The organism is Acinetobacter pullicarnis, from assembly GCF_006352475.1.
Taxonomy (GTDB): domain Bacteria; phylum Pseudomonadota; class Gammaproteobacteria; order Pseudomonadales; family Moraxellaceae; genus Acinetobacter; species Acinetobacter pullicarnis.
On sequence record NZ_VCMZ01000001.1, the window covers coordinates 558,984 to 580,855 of the forward strand.

The following is a 21,872-nucleotide window of genomic DNA, read 5'->3' on the forward strand; positions in this document are numbered from 1 at the left end:
ATGGGCCTTTTTGTGTTGGGTGGGTTGCAGTGAAGTGATCAGGCCAAGATAAGCCCAAAGCGGTAAATGTAAACGAATAGAAGTGAAGAAGTAAATACAAATTAAATAGCAGCTTCTCCAAACCTGTATTACTTAGGCAAAACTGAGACAAAATAAATCAGTAAATCTCGTTATACCCCTCTGGACGTGTTTTAAAACGTCGATGGAACCACATATATTGAGTTGGTGCGATGCGTAATTGATTTTCAATGATTTTATTGGTACGTGTCGCATCATCTAGTTCATCTTGGCTCGGCATATTTTCAATGACTGGCTCAATTAGAATACGATAGCGCGGATCACGGACATCACCTTCGCGATAGAAATACAGTGGAATCGCCACGGCTTTAGAAATTTTAAGGAGGCGTCGATGTGCGGTCACTGTGGCTGCGGGCACATTGAAAAATGGCGCCATAATGCCTTGTTTTAAACCGAAGTCTTGATCTGGGCTGTACCAAATGGCATGGCCTTGTTGTAGGCGTCGAATCAAACCACGCATATCATCATGATCGATTTGCGCACCATAAATAGTTTGGCGGCAACGATAAATCAGCATATCAAACAGCGGGTTGTTCTGTGGTCGATAGACCACGTCGGGATCAAAATATTGTGAACAAATATAACCACCTGCATCTAGCAAGGTGCTGTGTGTTCCCATCAATAACACACCATGGCCAGCCGCTTGTGCCTGTTGAATATGTTCGAGTCCTTCAATGCTCACTCGACCTTGAAACCATTTGGGGCTGTACCAAGCATTCAGTGTTTCAAAGACACCCAACATCATATCGACAAAGACTTGACGTGCGTTGTCCTCAACGTGTTGCGCAGACCATTCAGGAAAACACACTTCTAAATTACGCATGGTGGTTTTGCGCCGTGATTTGAGGCGCTTAAATGCAATATTTCCCAAGCAAGTGGCTAGACGATGTTGTAGCGCCCACGGCAGAATCGCCAAAAGCATAAGAAACACGATGGCTATCCAAATGCCCCAATACTTTGGAAGTAGAAAAGACCATTGAAATTGACCCGGCGAATAGGAAGATGTATGACTCATTAGGCAGATGAGGAGTTGATCTAGTAAATAATGCGATTGAGTTTAGCATGAAGCGGAAATAATGTATGAAAGTTCGTGTTGTTGCACCCTGATGTCGAAATTCCGTCTTGGTGATCAAATATGGATGGAGGATTTTTAAAATCCTCCATTGCCTCGTATCGGTATCTAATCGGTAGCTATATGTTTTTTGAGCGCTGTATGCTTTATCGAAACTATCCATTTGGCTGAAGATGATTTGAGAACGAAGCTCTCCCAGCCTTGTATCTTGAAAAGGAGAGGCGGGATTCGGTTGCTCCCGTTTAGTCCTGGTCTAAGGTTTTGCATAAAGAACAAATGATTCCCTGATGCTTCGCAGACATCAGCACATCTGGGCGTTCATAATTCTCATGACAGACCACACAACAGTAAACCGTCGCGATTGGGGTGCCATCAAGGCTATAGCGCGGTTCTTTGATGCCATCATCACTTTGTTTAATATAATATTTCCCCTTGGTGATAATGCCCATAATCGGGGTGAGTGCAAAGGCAATGATCAGCGCAATTAGTGGGGAGTAGGATGATAAAAACTGACCTAATAAGCCAAAGAAGGCGGCAATCGACAGCCCCGCTGCTGCAATAAAAGACACCAAACCAACCGGGTTAAAGTTGTAGAGCATATCGCGACGGTATTCTGGGCGTTTCGGTGACAGTTTAAGTAGATATTTGTTGATACTGATATCCGTGGCAACCACGGTGACCCAAGCAATGGCAAAGTTCGCATAGAATCCTAAAATATTGGCAAGCACGGCAAACATATTGCCTTCCATTAAGGCCAAGGCGATGGCCAAATTGATAAAGACAAATACAGTGCGTCCCGGATAATGTTTACGCATGCGGGTATAGGCACTGGTCCATGCCAAAGAGCCAGAGTAGGCATTGGTGACATTGATTTTAATTTGCGATAGCACCACCAAAATCACCGCAAGCGTCAGCGCAACCCAATCGGGCAACATGTTGTGAAACACTTCATTAAACTGCCGAACGGGTTCAGTGCTATCGACTCCGGGAATTTTGGTGAGAATATAAAAACCTAAAAATGCGCCAATGATTTGTTTGATCGCGGCCAAGAACACCCAGCCTGGACCTGCCGAAAGCATCGAGATCCACCATTCACGGTTATTTTCTTTGGTCTTGGCGGGCATAAAACGTAAATAATCGACTTGTTCGCCAATCTGCATAATCAAGGATAAACACACCCCAGCCGCCAGCATAATCGCGGCAGTATCCCCCGGTGCATAGCCAGCAGTGCCAGTAAACTCACCAAAGCTATGTACCAAGGCAGGTTGTTGATAAATCAGATAGGCGACTGGCCCCACCATTAAAATCAGCCAGATGGGGGTGGTCCACAGTTGCAGTTGGCTCAAGGCTTTCATGCCATAAATCACCAAGGGAATCACCACAATGGTGGAGATCAGATAACCCGCCCACAGCGGCACATCAAGCCCTAAAAATAGCCCCTGCGCCATAATCGAACCTTCGAGCGCAAAGAAGATAAAGGTATAACTGGCATAAATCAGGCTGGTGAGCACCGAGCCATAATAACCAAAGCCTGCACCACGGGTGATCAGGTCGAGGTCAATGTTATAACGCGCAGAGTAATAGCCGATGGGGAAGCCGGTGATAAAAATAATCACTGCGGCAAAAAGGATGGCCCAAATGGCATTCACACTGCCGTAAGACAAACCAATGCTGGCGCCAATCGACATATCGGCCAAATAGGCAATACCGCCTAGCGCCGTGATGGAAACGACTTTGGAGCTCCAACGTCTAAAGCTATGCGGGGCATAGCGTAGGGTATAGTCTTCTAAGGTTTCATTTATGGCTAAGCGGTGATCTTTTACATCTTGTGGTTGTGTTGATGATTCTTGCATAGCAAATACTCCTTCTTGATAAGAGATTTGCGTTGAATGGATACGGTACATCCAATGGCTGCGAGACCAAAAGCGTGAAGCAATCAATCGATTTAAAACCGTTTATTTTAAAAATTTTACAGTTTTTACAACCGTTCAATCTGCGCGGTGAAACTGCTTTGACGCTGCGCTGTTATCTGGTTTTAGGGCTGTAAATTCTGCTGCGGTGATGACTGTCATTGTTGTTTTGCTGCGTATGGTTTTATTCGAAGTTGCATTACCGTTTTAGCGTGGTCTGATGCATTGGTTTAAAGTGACAATGGTCTTGTTTTACATGGTGAGTCACGATTATAAGCTGCACAAACCTGCGCTGGTGGCGCTATTCAACGCATTGTAATATAAGTTTTAAGCAAGGTTATTATAGTGTTGTGGAAATACAGAACGCTAGAAAAAACATGCAATTTCGCTGGGTTTTCACAATAAAAAAGCGTTGGAGATGGACAAAGCCCGCAATCTTTGCGGGCTTTGTTGTCTAAGGCACAGTCTTGCAATTTGAATTGCAGACGCGTGTCTAGGCGGTTTTTAGGCTTTGGTCATGTTTTCAAGCAAATCCCAGCGCTCTAGCTTTTCAAGCAACAGTTCATCAATTTCTGATAAACGTTGTGAGGCCGCTGTCGCTGCATCTGCATTGGATACAAACCATGCACCATCAGCAAGCTTTTCAGAGAGCGTGCTTTGCTCAGTTTCCAATGCTTCGATTTCAGCAGGCAACTGTTCAAGTTCACGTTGATCTTTATAGCTAAGTTTGACTTTCTTGGCAGGGGCCGCATCACCAGCAGTGGTTTCTGCTTTGGCAATGGCTTTTTTCACATCACTTTTTTGATCGACCACGGTTTGATCCGGGCATTGTTGTAAGTAGTCTTGATAACCTCCGACATATTCTTGAATGCCACCACGACCATCAAAGACCCAAGTCGACGTCACCACGTTGTCCATAAAGGCACGGTCATGGCTGATGAGTAGCAAGGTGCCTTTATATTCACCGAGCATGTCTTCAAGTAACTCTAAGGTCACCATATCCAAGTCGTTGGTTGGCTCATCCATCACAATCAGGTTCGACGGTTTTAACAACAGTTTGGCCAACAAGATACGGTTACGTTCACCACCAGACAAGGCTTTGACTGGCGTACGTGCGCGTTCTGGTGAGAATAAGAAGTCTTGCAGGTAGCTATAAATATGACGACGTTGACCATTTACATCAACAAAGTCAGAACCTTCAGAAACGTTATCTGCAACTGATTTGTTCAATTCGAGTTGGTTACGCAGTTGGTCGAAGTAGGCAACTTCTAACTGGGTACCGACTTTCACTTCACCACGATGTTCAATATCGCCCAAAATCGCTTTAATCAGCGTGGTTTTACCCACACCGTTGTCACCGACCAGACCAATACGATCGCCACGCATCACCACTGCAGAGAAATCATTGATCAATTGGTTGTCGCCATAGCTAACGCCCAAGTGTTCAATTTCAAAGACCAATTTTCCTGAGCGAGAAGCTTCTTGCACGCCCATATTGACCTTGCCTTGCTGCGAGCGGCGTGCTTTTGATTCTTCACGCAATGCTTTTAATGCACGAACACGGCCTTCGTTACGGGTACGTCGTGCTTTAATGCCTTGGCGAATCCAAACTTCTTCTTCGGCCAATCTTTTGTCAAACAATGCATTTTGTTTTTCTTCAGCTTCCATTTGCTGCGCTTTTAATTCGATATAGCGCGTGTAGTTACCTTCATAACTACGCAATACACCACGATCGAGTTCGACAATACGCGTTGCAACGCTATCGACAAATGCACGGTCATGCGAGATAAACAATAACGTTAAGTTGTTTTGATCAAGTAAGAATTTCTCTAACCATTCAATACTTTCAACGTCTAAATGGTTCGTAGGCTCATCGAGTAATAACACATCAGGCTGGGTCAACAGTGCTTGGGCCAAAAGCACACGACGCTTACGTCCACCTGACAATTCAGCCAAATCGCTTTCCGGGTCTAAGCCCATTTTACTGAGGATCGAATTGACCTTGGTTTCTAATGACCAACCGTCGTGTTTATCGAGCTCATGCTGCAAATCACCCATGCGTTCACAGGCTTGCATATCACCAAGCACGCAGGCATCATTGGCTTCGTGGTAGGCTTTGAGCACTTTTGCGGCTTCGCCTGCACCTTCAGCAACCACGTCTGCAACTTTACCCGAATCAACTGGCACGTCTTGTGCAAGCATAGAAACAGTCAAACCATTTTGAATGGTGACTTCACCCGCATCTGGGAAGAGGCTACCTTCGATGAGTTTGAGGAGTGTCGATTTACCCTCACCATTTCGACCAATTAAACACACGCGTTCGCCACGTTCTAAATTGAAACTTGCGCCGTCGAGAAGAGAAGGTCCCCCGAATGCAAGTTGGACGTCCCTTAGGGTAATATAGGCCATAGTGTTTCCTGAAATCTCAAATGAGGACTAAAAATGACTGAAGCAAAAAATATTGATGAACAGGCGTCATTCTCCGCACCCATAGAAGATTTGCAAGTGCGAATTGCATTTTTGGACGATTTAGTCGAACAATTAGATGCAGAAGTTGCCCGTCAGGGTGCCGATATCGCCGATTTAAAGAAACAAATGCAATTGTTGTATCAGCGCGTCGATAGTTCAGATCGTTCTGATGGTATTGCTAGCTTTGATCCTTCGAATGATCGACCACCCCATTATTAATCGCAGTGAATCGCGTGATCGCAGCCATCATTTGAGCTGCTATATCGCGGTATTAACCCAATCTATCAACGCAATATATCAACCTAATGTGTCAAAGCCGTGTGTTCATTCGCTTAAGTGACTTGGGCCGATTAATACTGTGCTGATATTTGGCTGCGACTATTATGACTTTTTTTGCAAAATTCATGTGATTTTATTTGACCTTTATGATTAAGCTCGGTGTAATGTTGAATTGCCGATTTTGATTGAACCCTCAGACCATGTTGAATAAAGTCGCCTTGCTTGATCTTGAACAGCATCTTCCTACTGCCCATAGTCTTAGAGACTTGCTCGAACAAAATGATGTGGTGTATCTCTTTGATTGCCGTGGTCAGTTCCATTATGCATTGGCAGATTTAACCGAACTTGCGACTTGGATTTGCAGTGGCGAGGTGGTGATTTTAGAAACAGCCAAGTCGACAATAAAAGAATATGAATACGCGATGTTGGTTGGGCAACTGCTGGCGTTGGTCGATGCCTACACCCAAGTTGAATTACTGTCTGCGATGCCAAGTTGCTCGCTTTTATTGCAGTTGATGCAAGATGCAGAATTTAATTGTCATCTCACGCCGTTGAGCGAGTCAATTCCTGTTCAGGTTCAATCAGCGCAGGAATTTAAGCGTGCAGCGAGAGCCAGTGTCGCCAAAGCATTACAACCGATTCGCCAGCATCCACGTGTTGATCAACTGTTAAATCGCTGTATTGATAAATTACATCAGCAACCGGTCAATGCATTACGTCCATTGTCCCGCTGGTTGGAAAGTCTGCGTTACCATCCAAGTCTGATGCAACAAGCAGAGCCCGCGCCTACTCGGGTACCTGAGCCTGCACCAGCCGTAATAGACGTTATTCATGCGCCCGCCAAGCCGAGTCTTGAACAAGTGCAAGCCAAGCTCTATCAAAATTTTAGTAAAGTGGATCGGGTGCAAGTCGCGGTGCTGCGTAAGCTCAATCAGCTTCAGTCTGAAAAGCCAAAAGATATTTATGCACTCCGTGATTTTTTAGCGGCAGAGTTTCCTGAGTCTGATATTGGGATGTTGCTCAAAGAATTGCTAGAGAAGGGCTATATATACTGGAATGGTCACGAAGTTATCTATAGTCATGAGATGGTTTTAAATTAAATTCAAGCTGAAACTTGCGTTTTATATTCAGCTTGTGCAACTCTAATAGGGATTGACACAAGTGGATTATGGAACGCATGGGGCTTTGGATAACGATTATTATCGTCGTTTTTGTATTAGGTTCAATTTTTGGCCTAAGAGTGAGCCCGAGAGAAAAGGCGCTCGGATTGATGCGTGAAAAAGCCAGAAAAATAGGGCTACATCCGCGTTTAGTTGTTGCGCCTGATTGGACCAAAATCCCAAAAGCCACAGAAAATCGTGCCAGCATGGTGGCCTACTATAGTGTATTGATTCCTGATGCACGTTTGCCTTTAATGCGTGCGCTGATTCAGAATGAACAGTTACAGGTTGTGCAGGGCGATGAGAAATTTAATGAGATTCTCATTGCATTACAGGGAATTTATGCTATTGATATGCAGGCAAACTGTGTCGGCATTTATTGGGACGAGTCTTGTGACCTCCGCGCCACACAGCTTGATGCTATGAAAGCATTTTTGATTTCTTTGGCTGAACATTAATTTAGATATAAACAGGAATAACAGTAGATTATGGCCAAAGCTCCTCGGTCCACATCCAAAAGCAACGCAGCAGCAGACGAAACGCCGGTTGCTGGGAAAAAACGCGCACTAGTGATTGTGGAGTCGCCTGCTAAAGCGAAGACGATTAATAAATATCTGGGTTCACAGTATATTGTGAAATCATCTGTGGGGCACGTCCGCGACTTGCCAACAGGTGGTTCTAAATCAACAGAAAAAAAACCAGCGACACGCACTAAACTGACGGACGAAGAGAAAGCCGTCAAAGCACAAAATGCCTTGATCAATCGGATGGGGGTTGACCCTGAACACGATTGGCGTGCGCATTATGAAGTCTTGCCAGGTAAGGAACATGTGGTTGCTGAGCTCAAAAAGCTGGCCTCCCAAGTTGATGAAATCTATCTCGCAACGGATTTGGACCGCGAAGGTGAAGCGATTGCTTGGCATTTAAAAGAAGTCATCGGCGGTGATGAATCACGTTATCAACGTGTTGTATTTAACGAAATTACCAAGAATGCCATTCAAGAAGCATTTAAGCGTCCAGAACGTCTAGATATTGCTAAAGTGAACGCGCAACAAGCACGTCGTTTCTTAGACCGTGTGGTTGGCTTTATGATTTCGCCATTGCTGTGGGAAAAAATTGCCCGCGGTTTATCGGCAGGTCGAGTGCAATCGGTGGCAGTGAAATTGGTGGTAGAGCGTGAACGCAGTATTCGTGCCTTTATCCCTGAAGAATATTGGCAAATTTTTGCAGATACCACTTCACAAAAAGATGAAATTCGCTTAGAAGCGGTTAGACAAGCGGGCAAAACCCTCAAGCTAACCAACAAAGCGCAAACCGATGCGATCCTCAATCAAATTAAGGATGCAGCGTTTGAAGTGTCAAGCCGTGAAGATAAACCAACTAAGGTTAATCCAAGCGCACCGTATATCACGTCAACCCTGCAACAAGCTGCAAGTACCCGTCTTGGCTTCTCTGTAAAGAAAACCATGATGTTGGCACAGCGCTTGTATGAAGCTGGTTTTATCACTTATATGCGTACTGACTCAACCTTTTTGAGTAATGACGCTGTGGCCATGGTGCGTGATCATATTCAAACTGAATTTGGTGACAAGTACCTGCCGGCAAAACCGATTTTCTATGGCAACAAAGCCAATGCCCAAGAAGCGCATGAAGCAATTCGTCCTTCTAATGTTGCACTCCGTGGCGATAGCTTGGCTGGTGCTGAACGTGATGCACAGCGTCTCTATGATTTAATTTGGCGCCAGTTTGTCGCCTGCCAAATGACACCAGTTGAATACTTGTCATCAACAATTTTGGTCAATGCCAATGGGGTTGAACTTAAAGCCAAAGGTCGTACTTTGGTCTTTGATGGCTTTACCCGTGTTCGTGGTGTCAACAAATCTGACGATGATGTGTTATTGCCAGCCGTGAAAGTCGGTGAGATTCTAAAACTTGAAAAACTAGATCCATCACAACACTTTACCAAGCCACCTGCGCGCTTTACTGAAGCTTCATTGGTGAAAGAGTTAGAAAAGCGTGGTATCGGCCGTCCATCGACCTATGCTGCGATTATTTCGACCATTCAAGACCGTGGTTATGTGAAATTAGAAAATCGTCGTCTCTTTGCCGAGAAAATGGGCGAGATCGTCACCGACCGATTGGATGAAAGCTTTAACAACCTCATGAACTATGCCTTTACGGCCGACCTCGAAGGTCAGCTCGATAAAGTCGCCATGGGGGAACGTGATTGGAAAGATGTACTCGATAGTTTCTACGGTGACTTTAAAAAACGTTTGAGCAATGCACAAAGCGAAGCAGGTATGCGTCGTAATATGCCGGTTGAAGTTGAACCCGTACATTGCCCAGAGTGTAGCCGTGCGATGCAAATTCGTACCGGAACCACAGGTGTATTCTTGGGTTGTTCAGGCTATAACTTGCCACCGAAAGAACGCTGTAAAGGTACGCTGAATCTGGCACCGGTTGAGTCTTTGGCCGTGTTGTCTGATGATGATGGTGCTGAAACTGCAGACTTAATGTCAAAACGCCGCTGTCCAGTATGTAGTACTGCAATGGACAGCTATGTGATTGATGGTGGACGCAAATTACATATTTGCGGGAATAACCCAGACTGTCACGGTTTTGAGCTGGAAGAAGGCGAGTTTAAAATTAAGGGCTATGATGGCCCAAGCATTCCTTGCGACAAGTGTGATGGCGAGATGCAATTGAAAACCGGTCGTTTTGGCCCATATTTCTCTTGTACCAGCTGTGACAACACCCGTAAAGTGCTTAAAAATGGCCAACCTGCGCCACCACGTGTCGATCCAATTAAAATGGAACATCTGCGTTCAACCAAGCACGATGATTATTTTGTGTTGAGAGATGGCGCTGCTGGACTATTCTTAGCGGCAAGTAAGTTCCCGAAAATTCGTGAAACCCGTGCCCCTAAAGTGGCTGAGCTCCGTAGTGTTGCTGCTCAAATTGATCCGAAGTATCAATTTATCTTGGAAGCACCAGATACCGATCCTGAAGGCAATGCCACCATTGTGAAATTCAGCCGTAAAAATCAGTGCCAATATGTGGGTTCTGAAACTGCTGAAGGCAAAGCCAGCAAATGGAGCTTACATTATGAAAATGGCAAGTGGGCTGAAGCTTAATTTAAGCACTTAAAATAAGATTAAAATTGCGAGCCTCGGCTCGCTTTTTTGTGTTTGGGATAAGGGATTTAGCAGTTTGCCAACCAGCTTTGAGAGAAAGCCTAAAGCGCCAAACGGGCGATCAATATTAGGATGGATTGCTTTCAAAAATGTAAATATTATTTTCGATAACTGGTCCTTTTTGATTTTTAAGCACCGCGATACAGCGTTGATTTGGATTATCTATAAAACGATAGCTTGTTGCATTGAACTGTGTTTGACCACGATTTTGTTCACTCACACTGAATTTATTTACATTGAGTTGATTTTGGACATCTAAAACAAAAGTTTTGGCGAGGTCCTTATATGCACTAGCCGCTTTTTTATGGAACAGTACATTATTATTTTCACCCCATGCAGCGAGTGGTGCGGTATAGGTCGAGAAGTAATGATACGTACGTTTAGTTTCTTTGTGATTATCTAAGACATTTTTAAAACGGGTATGCATTGCGAAACTGATCATAATCTTTGGCTGTTGGCTAAATGAAATTCGAGCAAAGGGCACAACCTTGATTTCGGAATCTTTATTTAACGCTAGGATTTAAAGCGTTTGATCGGTTTAATTCTGACTCAGTGAAACTTTAATCGCACTATAGCCACTGATCATGATGGTAATCACCATTGTCATCATATTTTTATTATTCATTACACATTTATTCCATTTGAATTGAAAAGCTTCAGATTGAAACGGTCTAAATTATTTTATTTAGTAAATATACATAAATTAGTTTGATTGTTAAGATTAATTGGATTATTTTTATTTTATATTGTTGATTTTATTGATTAATAATATGTGGCTATCATTTATATATTTTAAAGTGAGATTTATTATGTATTTTAAGTTAATAGGGATTTGGGCTTTATCAAGATGATTTATGCGGTGATAAATGACATTTATGCCGTACTTTTGATGGCTACATCAAATTTTCGAAACGGATTTAAGTGCAGTGGGGTATTTATTAGTGGTGAATGCTCTGGCTAAGCTGCCTGCAATACTACAAGCAGATTATATTGGAACGAAATCTGGTTTTGATACACGTTTAGAAGGAACGGAGTTTCAGTATCTTAAGGGTGCCACAATTGAAGCTGGTGGAAAACTGGAGTTGATTGCTGCAAAAAAAAGCATTACTGAGTTATTTAAAAAAGAGAAAAACTCAGTTGTTTGGCAAGCAATGCAAGATAAAAGCTCTATTACTGAGACTGCTAATTTGCCACGTTTTAATGGCCCAACTCTACCAACCTTTAAAGCTGATGGAGGGATTGCTGGATTAGGAACGACAACACCTGTTGCGGGTGGTGGTTCAGTAACAACCTTTGGTGGTATTACGATAGCAACGGTGGGGGAGGCAACAACTATCACAACTGCTGGTGTAATGCTTAATGCGGCATTGACAAGTTTAGCAACACAGGCATCAATTAGTGCAGTCAATAACAAAGAAAAATTGAGCGCTATTCTTAAAGATGTCACAAGCAAAAGTGCTATTAAAAATTTAGCAATTGCAATGGCTCTGGCGGGGATCAGTAATACAACTCAAAATTGGGGTAAGGAAACAGTAATGCTTAAGGATAAATTAGGAAATCCATTTAACTTGAAGGTTGTTACGGATTGGGGTTAAACGTTTAGAAGCTTCTTCTTTATTGAAAGTAGAAGGTTCAGGCGTACCACAGGCTCAAATTAGAGGCAGCTTTATTAATAATATTGGATTAAATGCAATGATGGGACTAGGTTGTCGTCTTGCCTTGTGTGAAGAACAGTGGATCAGTAATGGCTTGAATCAAATACCTGGATGGAATGGCGACCTTACATGATATTTGGGCAAATTGGATGACGGACAAAAGTGAATTGCTATTTAAGGCAGGAAATCTTCCGATGATGGCCACAGCATTATTGATAACTTATAGTGCATTAGCAAATGAGTATTATTATTTAGTAAATCAACTTGGGCGAGGAAATAAATGAAAAGAAAATATTACTTTAAATGGCTGGTTATCTTATTTAGTATTCAAATTCTTTCAGGTTGCTATCATCTCTACTGGACAACTAGTATTGATGAAAATGTTGGTCAAAACATTTACAACTCAAAGATAGACGTGACGGGTGGGCGAAACTTTGAAAAAGCGAAGAAAGATGGGCTACTTTATAAAGAAACTCAGGAGCCTCCAAATACGCGCTATTTTTTCAATTGGAGTAAGCGATGCCAGTATTCATTACTTGTTTCCCCTGATGGCACGATTTTATCTTGGGCTTTTTCTGATTATAAAAAACGTAAGGAATGCTATGTTCATTAATATGGTCGCTAACCAATTGAAATAATTTGTTTTTATTTATATTTTTTTGATGCAACGTAACATGCATGTGATAATAAAATACATGAATTATAATGTATTAGTAAGATTTTTTATGAAGTTTATTTTTATTTTAAATATAATGGTTTAGTTGTTTTTATTTTGATGTGATAGCTTGCTTCAATATTTAGTTTGTGTGTAAATAGTCATAGATTTAATCATATAAGTTATTTTTTTTGATTTATATTTTAAAAAATTATAATATTGAAAAATACTTCTCATATTTTAATTTGTCATTCTTATTTTATGTGATTGAATTGTGGTTTCTAATGGTTCGCTGTTATTTAAAATAAATATTGTTAATTTTAAGAGATTTATATATATATTTAAATAAGTTAAATAAGTTAAATAAGTTAAATAAGTTAAATAAGTTAAATAAGTTAAATAAGTTAAATAAGTTAAATAAGTTAAATAAGTTGAATAAGTTGAATTATTCTATTAAGTAAATGTACTTAAATGGATTTCTTTGTTAAAATTAATTAAAATATTTTGCTTTATCTTGTTGATTTTAATTGATAAATAATGTGTTTGTGGCCTTTTTCTCTTTTAGTGTGCGATTAATTATTCATTTCAAGTTAATAGTGAATTGGGATTTATAAAGGCTTAAGCTATCAGAAGTAGTATTTATGTTGTATTTTTGACGGGTCAATCAAGTTTTTGAAATGGATTTAAGGGGAAAGGGGGGAGGTGCGGTAGTTGGTTTTTAAGCATTCAGTATCTGATAGGTATTTATGTTTTAACCTTCTTATTGATGATCGCTGTTTTTTATATTACACAGTGCAACGATCGGGTGAATAAAAATAGAGTGAATTATTTAGCGAAGTATAAGTAGATAAAGTTATAAATATCGAAGCGTATATCGATGCAGGGTATAAAAGAATCAGCCTTGGATTGCAAGATGGAGTTGTAACATGACTGTTACTGGTAACCCAGGTGGAATATTAGTTTATATTTTATATTTTATATATTGCTTCCTATCTTTTTGTTTATAAATAAGGACTCAAATAAAAGTAAACTTATTTTTTTGAGAGTTAATGCTTTTATTGGAGTGTTTTTATTATACAGTGATATGGATTCATTGTTATTTAGGATTGAACATAGAGCTATTTCTGGTCTTTTTGGAGTGCTGTTATACATATATTTATGTGTATTTATTAACTTTATATTTTTTATAACTTCTTTTTTTGTAAAGGGGGAGTTTTTGTTAAAAGGATGGTAGATATTTACGGTGTATGGATTAGCTTTAGGGTGTTATATGGTTAGTATGTTTTTTTCAATTATATAAAATTAATTTTTATAAAGCTTAGTTTTATTATTTCAACGTTATACAGTGGGATATCAAAGTATTTATTTAGAAGGTGGTTGTTGGAAAGATAAAAAATTATCATGATTAGGATTATGAGCGATTAGTCTATATAGCTAAAAGCGTACCCACTTCCACCATACAAGGATGGAATAAGATCATAAGCGTTGGAATAGATCAGATTAAATGAAAAACTTTTTATTAATTGTTATGGTATTAACTTTTATAACGGGGTGTTCGCCACAACTAGAGCAAGTTTATGAGGGCGAACAAAATGTGCAGGTTGTTATTGCAGATCGAAATTTTGCAGTACCGAAGAAGTATATTGATAGCCCTTCTCAGCCAGTTGAAAGTCCACTGGTCTTTGATCGAAGCGGCAGTATGATTGCATATTTTAATTGGCCGAGTTTAGCTGGTTTAAGTGAGTCAGATAATCAACAACGTTTTGGTCGATTTAATCACGATATTATACAAATACAATGGTACTTACTAGATCAACAACCTGTTACGGCTCGACAAGTTTTAACTAATTTAAGCGAAGAGATTAACTTTGTTAGAGATGGGAATAATTGTGAGTGGTCTGATATTAAGAACTGCCATTACAAATATAAAGGTAGATACTATAACTATATTGGAGAAATTCAAAATTTTGGTCCTTTTACAATAATATGTCACAGTTACAGTGAGGTCATGGACCAGAATACTATTTGTAATTTAAATATAGATTACCCTGCTAAAAATTTATATATAGAGAGTTTAATCAGTAGCAATATGATTATTGCTGGTGATTTTCCTAAAGTTGCTCAACAAATAAAAATCTTCTTGGATACATGGGAAGTTCAAGTAAAATAATTTAAAAAAAGATTTAATTTTAAATATTAAAATATGAAGTTTTAGAGAGGGTGGTGTTGATATTTTATAATGATTTTAAAAGTCTAATCTGTTGGGTTGTATTTTTTATTTAATCTATAGTGCTAGTTTTAAACTGGAAAATATGACTCATCAAAATAAAAAATAAAAAATAAATTAAAAGTGATTACTCAATAATTGAAAACAGTTATAGCGCAGATCAAGGGGTCTAAAGGTGTAATTCATAAATTTGATTTGAAGACCCAAACAATGAAAATTTTTATTGATTTTAGAAAGAAAGGTTAAAATATGAAATTTAAACATCCAGTATATGTAACGATATACACACCTGCAGTGCTCGCAGCACCTCGGGACTTTTTTCAGCGGATTAGATATCGTTGTGAGCACTATCCAGAGCTTATCCCAGAAAAATGTGGATTTTGGGAACCTTTAAAAATTGAATTTTCACCAGATATCATTGAGACATTAATACCAGATGATCGTGGTGGAGCTGCAGATTCGTTGTGGTGCAAGCGTAATAAAAAAACTCGGTTTTGGGGAGGGTTTTCACCGTCGTATCATGGTCGAACACATAGTCTGGAATCGATTCAACCAGAATTAGAACAGGTAGATCAAGATAAACTAATTAACTATGTTAAAAAAGTATCTGTCGAATTTAATGCTGATTTAGCAATTATTGATATGAATCGGGTTCAAGAAGTTCATCCTAATTTCGGATGGATTGACTTTACGCCAAGTACACATGTATTAAAGCATTGGCTAAGTGATATGTATTGGGGGGTCGTATTTGGTGAAGCCTATGTTAACTTATTTGGATTAGAGATATTAATGAGTACACCAGCGTATAGGGTGGAAAAGTTATCTGAAAAAGCAGTATATATTCAGCTTTCTGCTGCTGTCCAAGATGTATACGAACAGACTGAAGTAGTTGATCAAGCTAGAGAAAAAGTAAAAGTTCATCTAGGCTATGATGCTTTTTACTCAGTAGAAAAAGATTATGAACCTCGATCAGATCGGCGTAAATTAATCGGGCTTTCAGAAGATAATATAATCTGGTCTCAAAAGCAGACAGATTATACGGACACTTTTCGCGTGCCTCATTTTAATTTAATTTCTGATGCTTATATGCAAGCAGAAGCACCACCTGAAAATATGTATCTGTATTTAAATCAACTAAAAAAACTGCAAACAACCTCTTGGGAGCTTGAGCTTTCTCAATGGTGGTTGTCGCGACCTTTTGACACATCAGCGCCAGGTTATGGTGAAACATATAGTCATGGTGATGTTGAAGAAATAGCTTATTTTTATAGACCTGAAGGTTATGATGCGCCCATTGAAAAAGAGTTATTCATAGGTGGATGGGATCGAATTGATTTGGATACGCAAAGTAGGGCGGATTATGCTGAATCTACGCTAATCACTTTACTTGATCATTATCCAGCTGTAACGACAGTGTGGGAATGTTTAAAGCAGAGTGTGCAGCATAATGATGATTATTCTGTGATTTATTTAGATCAGGTTGAGCAGCAAGAACATAATTTATTTCGCATAGCAACAAAAGTAATTATCTTTGAAAAATTTTTAATAAAAGTAACTTTTATGGATTATTGGAGTGATTCGATAGAAGAATCATTAGCCATTTCTGAACCTATTTTTAATTCATTTAAGACAAAAGAACTTTCACCCCAATAGTTCGATCTTTCTCATGGGAGGAGGATCGACAAAAATGAGGATAACACTGCACTTATACACACCAGCATTTTAAAGGTATTTCATCCCCATAAAGAAGCCCTCAAGTCAGAGGGCCTTTGCTAAATTCAAAAAGTTAAATAAATAAGAGATGGATGAAATGCCATTTTATACATTAAAACAGTTGGGAAAAGACACTGATTATTTTTCTAAAACCTACCAATATCTCGTTGCGCTAAATATCCAATATCAGCTTTTTTTAAATGGTCGAGTTCATTTGGCTCTGAAGTTAAAGACAAGCTGACATGTCAGCCATTCTTTCACTAAACAACATGTTCTATTCTTTAAGTAATTTATTTTACAGGAATGATGATCTACCTGATTATTAATCACAAGGTTGGAGTAAAAACTTAAGTGGAGTCATCTATTCTGATAATGGACATAATATGTGAAAGAACAAGCTATTAATAATCTTAAAGATGGAACCTTTACGACCTCTACCGCCGCAACGGGTAACTCTAAAAATTCTGTAATCTATAGTTGTGTCAATCGTGTATGTCAATAATCTGGAGCACTTGTAGTGTTTGATCCCAAAAGAAAGAGAGAAGTTTTTCATGAATTTACTTTTGACTATATGCAGCATACGTTGAGTTGATTTGATCTTAAAAATCCTGTGGGGAATTTTGCAATATCTATGTTAAATGATGTTATTTCAGGTTATTTGGTTAACTTTAAAGATGAGGTCGATATATATTTACCGACAGTGCATGAATGGTTAGATATAGCGATTGAAAGAAAAGAAATATTAGGCGAAGGGGATTACCTTATCTTTCATCATGCCAACCTGTTTAAAAGTAAAGCTTTAGCGATTTGGATGTCAGATCATATTAATGCAACAGCCTATTGGCAGAAAGCATTCGAATTATGGAGTGATTTTGATTCTAAATATAAGATGTATGCAAAAAATTCATTAAAAACAGATTTCTTAGATGACTTTATGCAGCTATGTGTACAAAGTGGACAATATAAGGCTGGTGTTGAGCGTTTTGAGCAATATTATGGAAAAAAAGAAATTTCAATAAAGAAAAAAATGAGCGCACGAGAATATGGTTATGTCCTTTGTAGAAACCATTTTGAACCTAAATATAATGTAAATGAGTTATTAGCAGCGGGTAGAGTAATGCTAAGTAAATACTTAGAAGAACCTTGGCTCAGAATGGGACTTTATCGTCATGCTGCTACATGGCTGAAAATCGTCTACTGGGATCAGGGGCATACCACAACTGCATATGAAACAATTTTACGCGCTTATGAAAATATGCCGAATATACAGGCATTGGAATAGATCAGATTCAATGAAAACCTTTTTATTAATTGTTATGGTATTAATTTTTATAACGGGTTGTTCGCCACAACTAGAGCAAGTTTATGAGGGCGAACAAAATGTGCAGGTTGTTATTGCAGATCGAAACTTTGCAGTACCGAAGAAGTATATTGATAGCCCTTCTCAGCCAGTTGAAAGCCCACTGGTCTTTGATCGGAGCGGCAGTATGATTGCATATTTTAATTGGCCGAGTTTAGCTGGTTTAAGTGAGTCAGATAATCAACAACGCTTTGGTCGATTTAACCACGATATTATACAAATACAATGGTACTTACTAGATCAACAACCTATTACAGTTATCGCTCAGAATATAGTAAAAAATATGAGTGATCATAAAGCATTTAGGTTTAATCGCGGATTTGATTGTAATTGGTCTGGGACTAAAAAATGTCAGTATGCAGATATGACAGGTATCTATACTTTTCTTGGAGAAGTTCATCAAATGGGGGCGTTCGCAATAACCTGCCCAACCCAAAGTAGCGTAATGGAAAAAGATCAAATTTGTCATTATTATTTAGATTATTCTGCTAAAAATTTATATATAGAGAGTTTAATCAGTAGCAATATGATTATTGCTGGAGACTTTCCTGAAATTGCTCAACAAATAAAAATATTCTTAGATACATGGGAAGTCCAAATAAAATAATTTTAAAAAATAGACTTATTGAATATGAAGGTTTGGAAATCATAAAAAATTAGATTAAAATTTTTTATTTGAATAAATGATTTTGAACTTTTTATTGGTTTAAAAATTCGGTTGTGTTGTTTATTTAATTATAAATCGTGTATGTTAATAATATGGAGCACTTGTAATGTTTGATCCCAAAAGAAATAGAGAAGTTTTTCATGAATTCACTTTTGACTATATGCAGCATACGTTGAGCTCATTTGATCTTAAAAAACCTGTGGGGAATTATGCAATATTCATGCTGGAAGATATTATTTCAGGTTATTTGGTTAACTTTAAAGATGAGGTCGATATATATTTACCGACAGTACATGAATGGTTAGATATAGCGATTGAAAGAAAAGAAATATTTGGTGAAGGGGATGACCTTATCTTTCATCATGCCAACCTATTTAAAAGTAAAGCTTTAGCGATTTGGATGTCAGATCATATTAATGCAACAGCCTATTGGCAGAAAGCATTCGAATTATGGAGTGATTTTGATTCTAAATATAAGATGTATGCAAAAAATTCATTAAAAACAGATTTTTTAGATGACTTTATGCAGCTATGTGTACAAAGTAGGCAACATCAAGCTGGTATTGAGCGTTTTGAGCACTATTATGGAAAAAAAGAAATTTCAATAAAGAAAAAAATGAGCGCACGAGAATATGGTTATGTCCTTTGTAGAAACCATTTTGAACCTAAATATAATGTAAATGAGTTATTAGCAGCGGGTAGAGTAATGCTAAGTAAATACTTAGAAGAACCTTGGCTTAGAATGGGACTTTATAGTCATGCTGCCACCTGGCTCAAAATCGTCTACTGGGATCAGGGACATACCACAACTGCATATGAAACAATTTTACGCGCTTATGAAAATATGCCGAATATACAGGCGTTGCAAATAGATAAAAGCTAATCGATTTCCACCGTATAACTAAGAATAAGATATTTAGTTATAGATACTGCCCCGAATGTGGATAACACCGCACTTATACACACGTCGTCTTAAACGTAATTTTCAGCCATAAAAAAGGCCCTCAATTTAGAGGGCCTCTTATCATCAATTTATATCAACACATTAGTCAGGCTTAAACCGCAGCAGCATCAACCACTGGAATTTTGCCGATTTTCGCTTGCCAGATTTTTGGCGCAATCGCGTGAATTGAAGTGCCTTCAACGTCAACCGCAACTGAAACAGGCATATCTTCAACGTTGAATTTGTAGATTGCTTCCATACCCAGGTCAGCAAATGCTACAACTTCAGCTTCACGTACCGCTTTAGACACCAAGTACGCTGCACCACCAACCGCCATCAAATAGGTCGCTTTGTTGTCTTTAATTGCAGCAATGGCTGTTGGGCCACGTTCAGCTTTACCGATCATACCGAATAGGCCAGTATTTTCGATCACTTGACGGGTGAATTTGTCCATACGGGTTGCTGTTGTTGGACCAGCAGGGCCAACCACTTCATCACCGACTGGATCGACTGGACCCACGTAATAGATAAATTTACCTTTAAGATCAACTGGAAGTTCTTCACCATTGTCGATCATTTCACACATACGTTTATGTGCTGCATCACGACCGGTGTAGATCGTACCATTGAGCAATAACGTATCGCCTGGTTTCCAAGAATTCATTTCTTCTTGGGTGATGTTATCAAGATCAACACGTTTAGACTGTGAAGCATCCCAAGTCACTTCAGGATAATCAGAAAGTTTCGGTGCTTGAATATGCGCAGGACCGTTACCATCCAATTGGAAATGTGCATGGCGAGTCGCAGCACAGTTCGGAATCATACCGACTGGTTTGCCTGCAGCATGACAAGGATAATCTTTAATTTTAATATCCAAGACTGTGGTTAAACCACCTAGGCCTTGAGCACCAATACCGAGTGCATTTACTTTTTCGAAGATTTCGATACGAAGTTCTTCAATTTTGTTTTCTGGTCCACGACGAAGTAATTCATCCATGTTGAGCTCTTCCATCAATGCTTCTTTTGCAAGCATCATGGCTTTCTCAGCAGTACCACCGATCCCAAGACCGAGCATACCTGGTGGACACCAGCCTGCACCCATAGTCGGAACAGTTTTAAGCACCCAATCAACAATCGAATCAGAAGGATTCAACATTGCCAATTTAGATTTATTTTCAGAACCACCACCTTTGGCTGCAACGGTAATATCGACTTTATTACCCGGTACTAGTTTGTAGTGAATCACAGCAGGGGTGTTGTCTTTGGTGTTTTTACGACCAAAAGCAGGATCAGCCAAAACGGATGCACGGAGTACATTCGAATTTTCTAAATAGCCCTGACGCACGCCTTCATTGATGGCGTCATCTAAGCTCATGGTTAAATCGAATTTAACATCGAGACCGACGTCAACCATGACGTTGACAATTCCGGTATCTTGACAGATTGGACGATGACCTTCTGCACACATACGTGAGTTAATCAAAATCTGCGCAATGGCATCCTTCGCGGCTTTATTTTCTTCACGGTCGTAAGCACGACTCATGGCTTGAATAAAGTCCTGAGGGTGATAGTAGGAAATAAACTGCAGTGCATCCTTGACCGAAGTGATCAAGTCATCTTGCTTGATGATAGTTGTCATATCAAAATCTCTTGAGCGGGCTGTTAGCTAGCGGGCTAAATTATACTGGATAACGTGACCATTTTGGTGATTTGCTTGATTTTAAGTCTTTTATTGTCTTTTCTATTTGTTTGAAATCTAGACGGCATGACTAAGGTGATTTAGCTTTGCCACATCAACAACTTCCTCGATAAAAAAAGCGGAAAGATGCTTATAATCAATGCAATCCATACTGCGGTAAATGGCCATGTTAGAACAACAACAGTTTGCGGCAAATATTATTGAAATTTATAAGAAATATGCCAAACAATGGGATCAGCAACGTCGTCATCATTTTGCCGATCGGATTTGGTTAGAGCGCTTTTTAACGTTAATCCCACCGTCTTCACAGATTCTCGATTTAGGCTGTGGCGCAGCAGTCCCCGTGGCTGAATATTGTATTTTGCAGAGACATGCGGTCACGGGTATAGATAGTTCACCGGCCATGCTTGAATTGGCGGCGCAACGCTTTCCAACGCAACAGTGGTTACAAGCAGATATGCGTCAGTTGCATTTAAATCAACGCTTTGGCGGCATATTGGCATGGGATAGTTTTTTTCATTTAACCCATGACGATCAACGTCATATGTTTAAGGTATTTGAACAACATGCGAAATCAGGAACTGCACTGATGTTTAGCAGTGGGCCAAGTCATGGGATTGCCATCGGGGAGATGCAAGGCGAGGCATTGTTTCATGCCAGTTTAGCGCCAAACGAATACCAAGCTTTGTTACATCGGCATGGTTTTAGGGTGGTGGAGATGCGTGCTGAAGACCCAGAATGCACAGGGCACACAGTTTGGTTAGCCCAGAAGCTTTGACCGAGTTAAAGCG

At 39.6% G+C, this 21,872-nt stretch carries 17 protein-coding genes and 1 pseudogene; 13 read left to right on the forward strand and 5 right to left on the reverse strand.

The genetic code is table 11. The features are described from left to right. Positions 1 to 157: 157 nt before the first annotated feature. The 3 genes from FD716_RS02420 to FD716_RS02430 form a co-directional block, all read right to left on the reverse strand. Positions 158 to 1,093: an LpxL/LpxP family acyltransferase gene (locus FD716_RS02420; RefSeq protein ID WP_139850777.1), complete on the reverse strand. Its 936-nt coding sequence runs from the start codon at positions 1,091 to 1,093 to the stop codon at positions 158 to 160. Between the two features lie 299 nt (positions 1,094 to 1,392). Beyond that, positions 1,393 to 3,003, reverse strand: a complete 1,611-nt coding sequence (locus FD716_RS02425) for a purine-cytosine permease family protein (protein ID WP_139850778.1) — start codon at positions 3,001 to 3,003, stop codon at positions 1,393 to 1,395. 561 nt (positions 3,004 to 3,564) lie between these two features. Then, a complete protein-coding gene (locus tag FD716_RS02430; RefSeq protein ID WP_139850779.1) occupies positions 3,565 to 5,469 on the reverse strand; it encodes an ATP-binding cassette domain-containing protein in 1,905 nt (634 codons plus the stop codon). Positions 5,470 to 5,502: 33 nt separating this feature from the next. On the opposite strand from FD716_RS02430, the gene FD716_RS02435 reads away from it, so the two are divergent. From FD716_RS02435 to topA, 4 genes are all read left to right on the forward strand, one after another. Then, the gene (locus FD716_RS02435; RefSeq protein WP_139850780.1) at positions 5,503 to 5,748 is read left to right on the forward strand and encodes a SlyX family protein; all 246 of its coding nucleotides are present in this window, start codon (positions 5,503 to 5,505) and stop codon (positions 5,746 to 5,748) included. Between the two features lie 260 nt (positions 5,749 to 6,008). Next, the gene (locus tag FD716_RS02440; RefSeq protein WP_139850781.1) at positions 6,009 to 6,908 is read left to right on the forward strand and encodes a hypothetical protein; all 900 of its coding nucleotides are present in this window, start codon (positions 6,009 to 6,011) and stop codon (positions 6,906 to 6,908) included. A 68-nt stretch (positions 6,909 to 6,976) separates the two neighbouring features. Beyond that, complete coding sequence (locus FD716_RS02445) at positions 6,977 to 7,426, forward strand: ammonium transporter (protein WP_139850783.1); 450 nt, start codon at positions 6,977 to 6,979, stop codon at positions 7,424 to 7,426. A 30-nt stretch (positions 7,427 to 7,456) separates the two neighbouring features. After that, positions 7,457 to 10,102 carry a type I DNA topoisomerase gene (gene topA / locus FD716_RS02450; protein ID WP_139850785.1) on the forward strand — a complete coding sequence of 882 codons (2,646 nt, stop codon included), beginning with the start codon at positions 7,457 to 7,459 and terminating at the stop codon, positions 10,100 to 10,102. Between the two features lie 127 nt (positions 10,103 to 10,229). Here topA and FD716_RS02455 read toward each other — a convergent pair whose 3' ends face one another. Continuing rightward, positions 10,230 to 10,589, reverse strand: coding sequence for a hypothetical protein (locus FD716_RS02455; protein WP_139850786.1), 360 nt, complete (start codon positions 10,587 to 10,589; stop codon positions 10,230 to 10,232). A 526-nt stretch (positions 10,590 to 11,115) separates the two neighbouring features. On the opposite strand from FD716_RS02455, the pseudogene FD716_RS02460 reads away from it, so the two are divergent. The 8 genes and pseudogenes from FD716_RS02460 to FD716_RS02490 form a co-directional block, all read left to right on the forward strand. Continuing rightward, positions 11,116 to 11,715, forward strand: a pseudogene (locus tag FD716_RS02460) (DUF637 domain-containing protein); the annotation flags it as partial. Positions 11,716 to 11,737: 22 nt separating this feature from the next. Beyond that, on the forward strand, positions 11,738 to 11,950 hold the full coding sequence (locus FD716_RS18960) for a hypothetical protein (protein ID WP_215895443.1): 213 nt from the start codon (positions 11,738 to 11,740) through the stop codon (positions 11,948 to 11,950). 147 nt (positions 11,951 to 12,097) lie between these two features. After that, on the forward strand, positions 12,098 to 12,430 hold the full coding sequence (locus tag FD716_RS02465) for a hypothetical protein (RefSeq protein ID WP_139850789.1): 333 nt from the start codon (positions 12,098 to 12,100) through the stop codon (positions 12,428 to 12,430). A 1,546-nt stretch (positions 12,431 to 13,976) separates the two neighbouring features. Next, positions 13,977 to 14,642: a hypothetical protein gene (locus tag FD716_RS02470; RefSeq protein WP_139850790.1), complete on the forward strand. Its 666-nt coding sequence runs from the start codon at positions 13,977 to 13,979 to the stop codon at positions 14,640 to 14,642. A 306-nt stretch (positions 14,643 to 14,948) separates the two neighbouring features. Continuing rightward, a complete protein-coding gene (locus FD716_RS02475) occupies positions 14,949 to 16,352 on the forward strand; it encodes a hypothetical protein (RefSeq protein ID WP_139850791.1) in 1,404 nt (467 codons plus the stop codon). Between the two features lie 691 nt (positions 16,353 to 17,043). Further along, positions 17,044 to 17,694: a hypothetical protein gene (locus FD716_RS02480; RefSeq protein ID WP_228714897.1), complete on the forward strand. Its 651-nt coding sequence runs from the start codon at positions 17,044 to 17,046 to the stop codon at positions 17,692 to 17,694. 10 nt (positions 17,695 to 17,704) lie between these two features. Next, entirely contained in the window at positions 17,705 to 18,379 is a 675-nt protein-coding gene (locus FD716_RS02485; RefSeq protein ID WP_139850792.1) for a hypothetical protein, read from the forward strand. Between the two features lie 166 nt (positions 18,380 to 18,545). Then, complete coding sequence (locus FD716_RS02490) at positions 18,546 to 19,322, forward strand: hypothetical protein (RefSeq protein WP_139850793.1); 777 nt, start codon at positions 18,546 to 18,548, stop codon at positions 19,320 to 19,322. 172 nt (positions 19,323 to 19,494) lie between these two features. Here the strand turns inward: FD716_RS02490 and FD716_RS02495 are convergent, their stop codons facing one another. Then, on the reverse strand, positions 19,495 to 21,021 hold the full coding sequence (locus tag FD716_RS02495; protein WP_139850794.1) for a fumarate hydratase: 1,527 nt from the start codon (positions 21,019 to 21,021) through the stop codon (positions 19,495 to 19,497). 226 nt (positions 21,022 to 21,247) lie between these two features. On the opposite strand from FD716_RS02495, the gene FD716_RS02500 reads away from it, so the two are divergent. After that, entirely contained in the window at positions 21,248 to 21,859 is a 612-nt protein-coding gene (locus FD716_RS02500) for a class I SAM-dependent methyltransferase (RefSeq protein WP_139850795.1), read from the forward strand. Positions 21,860 to 21,872: the final 13 nt, after the last annotated feature.

Bases quoted from the DNA above. Each gene is read 5' to 3' on its own strand.
- FD716_RS02470 (WP_139850790.1), top strand. From the start codon at position 13,977: ATGAAAAACTTTTTATTAATTGTTATGGTATTAACTTTTATAACGGGG.
- FD716_RS02430 (WP_139850779.1), bottom strand. From the start codon at position 5,469: ATGGCCTATATTACCCTAAGGGACGTCCAACTTGCATTCGGGGGACCT.
- FD716_RS02425 (WP_139850778.1), bottom strand. From the start codon at position 3,003: ATGCAAGAATCATCAACACAACCACAAGATGTAAAAGATCACCGCTTA.
- FD716_RS02420 (WP_139850777.1), bottom strand. From the start codon at position 1,093: ATGAGTCATACATCTTCCTATTCGCCGGGTCAATTTCAATGGTCTTTT.
- FD716_RS02475 (WP_139850791.1), top strand. From the start codon at position 14,949: ATGAAATTTAAACATCCAGTATATGTAACGATATACACACCTGCAGTG.
- FD716_RS02445 (WP_139850783.1), top strand. From the start codon at position 6,977: ATGGAACGCATGGGGCTTTGGATAACGATTATTATCGTCGTTTTTGTA.
- FD716_RS02435 (WP_139850780.1), top strand. From the start codon at position 5,503: ATGACTGAAGCAAAAAATATTGATGAACAGGCGTCATTCTCCGCACCC.
- FD716_RS02440 (WP_139850781.1), top strand. From the start codon at position 6,009: ATGTTGAATAAAGTCGCCTTGCTTGATCTTGAACAGCATCTTCCTACT.
- FD716_RS02480 (WP_228714897.1), top strand. From the start codon at position 17,044: ATGTTAAATGATGTTATTTCAGGTTATTTGGTTAACTTTAAAGATGAG.
- FD716_RS02485 (WP_139850792.1), top strand. From the start codon at position 17,705: ATGAAAACCTTTTTATTAATTGTTATGGTATTAATTTTTATAACGGGT.
- FD716_RS02500 (WP_139850795.1), top strand. From the start codon at position 21,248: ATGTTAGAACAACAACAGTTTGCGGCAAATATTATTGAAATTTATAAG.
- topA (WP_139850785.1), top strand. From the start codon at position 7,457: ATGGCCAAAGCTCCTCGGTCCACATCCAAAAGCAACGCAGCAGCAGAC.
- FD716_RS02455 (WP_139850786.1), bottom strand. From the start codon at position 10,589: ATGCATACCCGTTTTAAAAATGTCTTAGATAATCACAAAGAAACTAAA.
- FD716_RS02495 (WP_139850794.1), bottom strand. From the start codon at position 21,021: ATGACAACTATCATCAAGCAAGATGACTTGATCACTTCGGTCAAGGAT.
- FD716_RS02490 (WP_139850793.1), top strand. From the start codon at position 18,546: ATGTTTGATCCCAAAAGAAATAGAGAAGTTTTTCATGAATTCACTTTT.
- FD716_RS02465 (WP_139850789.1), top strand. From the start codon at position 12,098: ATGAAAAGAAAATATTACTTTAAATGGCTGGTTATCTTATTTAGTATT.